This window comes from Anaerocolumna aminovalerica, from assembly GCF_900115365.1.
Taxonomy (GTDB): domain Bacteria; phylum Bacillota; class Clostridia; order Lachnospirales; family Lachnospiraceae; genus Anaerocolumna; species Anaerocolumna aminovalerica.
Window position 1 is genome coordinate 1 of sequence record NZ_FOWD01000081.1, and the last position, 1,571, is coordinate 1,571.

The 1,571-nt window shown below is 39.7% G+C and carries 2 protein-coding genes; both read left to right on the forward strand.

From position 1 onward, the window contains the following. Positions 1-97: 97 nt before the first annotated feature. Positions 98-1,255, forward strand: a complete 1,158-nt coding sequence (locus tag BM183_RS20410; RefSeq protein ID WP_091689448.1) for an IS91 family transposase — start codon at positions 98-100, stop codon at positions 1,253-1,255. A gap of 55 nt (positions 1,256-1,310) precedes the next feature. Next, entirely contained in the window at positions 1,311-1,490 is a 180-nt protein-coding gene (locus tag BM183_RS20415) for a hypothetical protein (RefSeq protein WP_091686838.1), read from the forward strand. Positions 1,491-1,571 lie beyond the last annotated feature (81 nt).

Genomic DNA, 1,571 nt, shown 5'->3' on the forward strand with positions numbered 1-1,571 from the left:
TAAAAAAGTGTCTTCGGCACATCAGCTCCCCTAGCCCCTCATTCATGAGGGGAATCTGGGGGTTTCTTTTTTTGTCATTCTGTTTCATAATAGTCATATGAATATATTACAGAAGATTTTCAATGACAATTATGAAATAATTAAATATTCTCTTCATCCTCGCCATGTTGTTATGGAAAACATTGAAAAGATGATTAACTGCGGCGATCCTTCCTTTGGCGGTGCCATGTACGGCTGTTCCCATTGTGGTGAACTTAAATTCGTTCCGTTTCGCTGTCACTCCAAGTTTTGCCCTACCTGTGGCAACAAGTACTCCAACGACCGCTCTACCATGATGTCTTTTAAGCTAATTCGTTGCACTCATCGTCACTGCGTTTTTACCATTGATGAAGAACTTCGTCATTTCTTTCTGGATGACCGTTCTCTTCTTGATTGTCTTTTCCATGCAGTCCGTAGCGTTGTCCTTGAACTGTTCCACAAGATGAACAAAAGTAAAAACTTTGTTCCTGGCTTTGTCTGTGTTCTTCATACTTTTGGCCGTCCTCTCGAATGGAATCCTCACATTCACTGTCTTCTTACCGAAGGCGGTTTCTCTGATGATGGGTTCTGGCGTGTTATAAAACATTTTAATTACACTTACTTTAGAAAAGCTTTTCAGACCGCACTTCTTAATGAAATGGAGTTGCATATCGGCCCATCGTTCAAAAAAACCAAAGCTGCCATCTACAAAAAAGATAAAAATGGTTTCTATGTTTATGCGAAACCAAATCTTTGCGATCCTAGTACCGTCGTAAAATATATCAGCCGCTATCTTGGCCGTCCAGTTATTGCTACTTCAAGAATTGACTCCTACAATGGTGAAACTGTAACTTTTCATTATAACAAACATGAAGATAATTCTTATGTTCAGAAAACAATTCCTGTGTTGGATTTTATTAAGCTTCTTATTCAGCACATCCCCGAAAAGCACTTTAAGATGACGCGCTACTATGGACTTTATGCCCGTCATCGCGAATCAGACAAAAAGCTTACAAAAGCTGTACCAGAATTCAAGCACAAGATAATTCTGGATTTTAATAAATGGCGTAACCTTTTTCTTCTGTCCTTTGGTTATGATCCCTTGAATTGTCCAAAGTGCAATCATACCATGGAATTTCTGGAACTCTACCATAACCACAAACGAGTATCCCTAGTTGAACTTTACGAAAGGGCAATGGCAAAACTCCACTGCCGTTCCAGCGGTAAAGCTACTTGATTTTCTATCCCATCTGGTCCATACTAAAATCATTCTAAGATGGGAGGCACCGCAAATGGATCCAAAACAACTAGAGGAACTCAGACAAAAATATATCAAAAATCCTCCGGAAGGAATGACTGCTAAGCTTGTTCGGAACATGACTGATTCTGATCTGCTCGACATGCATTACTTTCTGATCGAGGATGATGACCTTGATGAAGATGAATTGGAAGAAGGTTTTTATATCTTCTAGCAATATCGTCTATTCGTTATGCCCGCTTTCAGCGGGCTATTCTAATTCAAGGGTTCTCCAAAGGAGAACTTTCCTATTCAA

What these genes read in the sequence shown, in the direction of transcription:
- BM183_RS20410 (WP_091689448.1), top strand. Translation starts at nt 98, where the DNA reads ATGAATATATTACAGAAGATTTTCAATGACAATTATGAAATAATTAAA.
- BM183_RS20415 (WP_091686838.1), top strand. Translation starts at nt 1,311, where the DNA reads ATGGATCCAAAACAACTAGAGGAACTCAGACAAAAATATATCAAAAAT.